This is a genomic window from Alkalibacterium sp. m-11 (genome assembly GCF_054658155.1).
This window is the reverse complement of sequence record NZ_BAAGIR010000204.1, coordinates 1-2,618: the sequence shown is the minus strand read 5'-3', so window position 1 is coordinate 2,618 and position 2,618 is coordinate 1. Positions and strand designations below refer to the sequence as shown.

Genomic DNA, 2,618 nt, shown 5'->3' with positions numbered 1-2,618 from the left:
GCTATACTTTCTTTCTTGTGGTTAAGTCCTCGACCGATTAGTACTGGTCCGCTCCACATATCACTATGCTTCCACTTCCAGCCTATCCACCTGATCATCTTTCAGGGGTCTTACTTCCTTAAAGGAATGGGAGATCTCATCTTGAAGGGGGCTTCACGCTTAGATGCTTTCAGCGTTTATCCTGTCCACACATAGCTACCCAGCGATGCCAGTGGCCTGACAACTGGTACACCAGCGGTGTGTCCATCCCGGTCCTCTCGTACTAAGGATAGCTCTTCTCAAATCTCCAACGCCCGCGACGGATAGGGACCGAACTGTCTCACGACGTTCTGAACCCAGCTCGCGTACCGCTTTAATGGGCGAACAGCCCAACCCTTGGGACCGACTACAGCCCCAGGATGCGATGAGCCGACATCGAGGTGCCAAACCTCCCCGTCGATGTGAACTCTTGGGGGAGATAAGCCTGTTATCCCCAGGGTAGCTTTTATCCGTTGAGCGATGGCCCTTCCATATGGTACCACCGGATCACTAAGCCCGACTTTCGTCCCTGCTCGACTTGTAGGTCTCGCAGTCAAGCTCCCTTCTGCCTTTACACTCTACGAATGATTTCCAACCATTCTGAGGGAACCTTTGGGCGCCTCCGTTACATTTTAGGAGGCGACCGCCCCAGTCAAACTGCCCGTCTGACACTGTCTCCCGACCGGTTTACGGTCGCGGGTTAGAGTGGCCATACAGCTAGGGTAGTATCCCACCAACGCCTCCACCAAGACTGGCGTCCTGGCTTCATTGGCTCCTACCTATCCTGTACAAGCTGTACAGACACTCAATATCAAACTACAGTAAAGCTCCATGGGGTCTTTCCGTCCTGTCGCGGGTAACCTGCATTTTCACAGGTACTATAATTTCACCGAGTCTCTCGTTGAGACAGTGCCCAAATCGTTACACCTTTCGTGCGGGTCGGAACTTACCCGACAAGGAATTTCGCTACCTTAGGACCGTTATAGTTACGGCCGCCGTTTACTGGGGCTTCAATTCAGAGCTTCGCCGAAGCTAACCCTTCCTCTTAACCTTCCAGCACCGGGCAGGTGTCAGCCCCTATACATCTTCTTTCGAATTAGCAGAGACCTGTGTTTTTGGTAAACAGTCGCTTGGGCCTATTCACTGCGGCTGACCATGTGGTCAGCACCCCTTCTCCCGAAGTTACGGGGTCATTTTGCCGAGTTCCTTAACGAGAGTTCTCTCGATCACCTTAGGATTCTCTCCTCGACTACCTGTGTCGGTTTGCGGTACGGGCAGCCTACTTCTCACTAGAAGCTTTTCTTGGCAGTGTGACATCGGATACTTCGGTACTATAAGTTCCCTCCCCATCACAACTTGTCCTTAAGAAGATAAGCATTTGACTCATCCTCAGACTTGTTGCTTGGGCACGCTATTCCAGCAGCGTGCATATCTTAGCCTCCTGCGTCCCTCCATTGCTCAAACAAAGCAGACTGGTACAGGAATATCAACCTGTTGTCCATCGCCTACGCCTATCGGCCTCAGCTTAGGTCCCGACTAACCCTGGGAGGACGAGCCTTCCCCAGGAAACCTTAGTCATTCGGTGGACGGGATTCTCACCCGTCTTTCGCTACTCATACCGGCATTCTCACTTCTAAGCGCTCCACAAGTCCTCACGATCTTGCTTCACCGCCCTTAGAACGCTCTCCTACCATAGAACCAATGGTTCTATCCGTGGCTTCGGTATCTTGTTTAGCCCCGGTACATTTTCGGCGCAGGGCCACTCGACTAGTGAGCTATTACGCACTCTTTAAATGATGGCTGCTTCTAAGCCAACATCCTAGTTGTCTAAGCAGCCCCACATCCTTTTCCACTTAACAAGAATTTGGGGACCTTAGCCGACGGTCTGGGCTGTTTCCCTTTCCACTACGGATCTTATCACTCGCAGTGTGACTCCCGGATCTACATAACATGGCATTCGGAGTTTATCAGGATTCGGTAACCCGATAAGGGCCCCTAGTCCAAACAGTCGCTCTACCTCCATGATGCACTATCCGAGGCTAGCCCTAAAGCTATTTCGGAGAGAACCAGCTATCTCCAAGTTCGATTGGAATTTCTCCGCTACCCACACCTCATCCCAGCACTTTTCAACGTACTTGGGTTCGGGCCTCCAATGCGTTTCACCGCATCTTCACCCTGGACATGGGTAGGTCACTTGGTTTCGGGTCGACGACGGCATACTCTACGCCCTATTCAGACTCGCTTTCGCTGCGGCTCCACCTCTTCGGTTTAACCTTGCATGACATCGTCACTCGCCGGTCCATTCTACAAAAGGTACGCCATCACCCGTTAACGGGCTCTGACTACTTGTAAGCACACGGTTTCAGGTGCTGTTTCACTCCCCTTCCGGGGTTCTTTTCACCTTTCCCTCACGGTACTGGTTCACTATCGGTCACTAGGGAGTATTTAGGCTTGGGAGATGGTCCTCCCGGATTCCGACGGAATTTCTCGTGTTCCGCCGTACTCAGGATCCCAGCTAGGCAAGGTTCGATGTCGCATACGGGGCTGTCACCCTGTCTCGCACAGCTTTCCAGCTGCTTCTGCTATCGTCTCTTGTCCAT

Annotated in this window: 1 rRNA gene; it reads right to left on the bottom strand. The window is 52.3% G+C overall.

What is annotated here, in order from left to right:
* Nucleotides 1–17 precede the first annotated feature (17 nt).
* Nucleotides 18–2,618: ribosomal RNA gene (locus ACYQ2O_RS11635) — 23S ribosomal RNA — on the bottom strand; the annotation flags it as partial.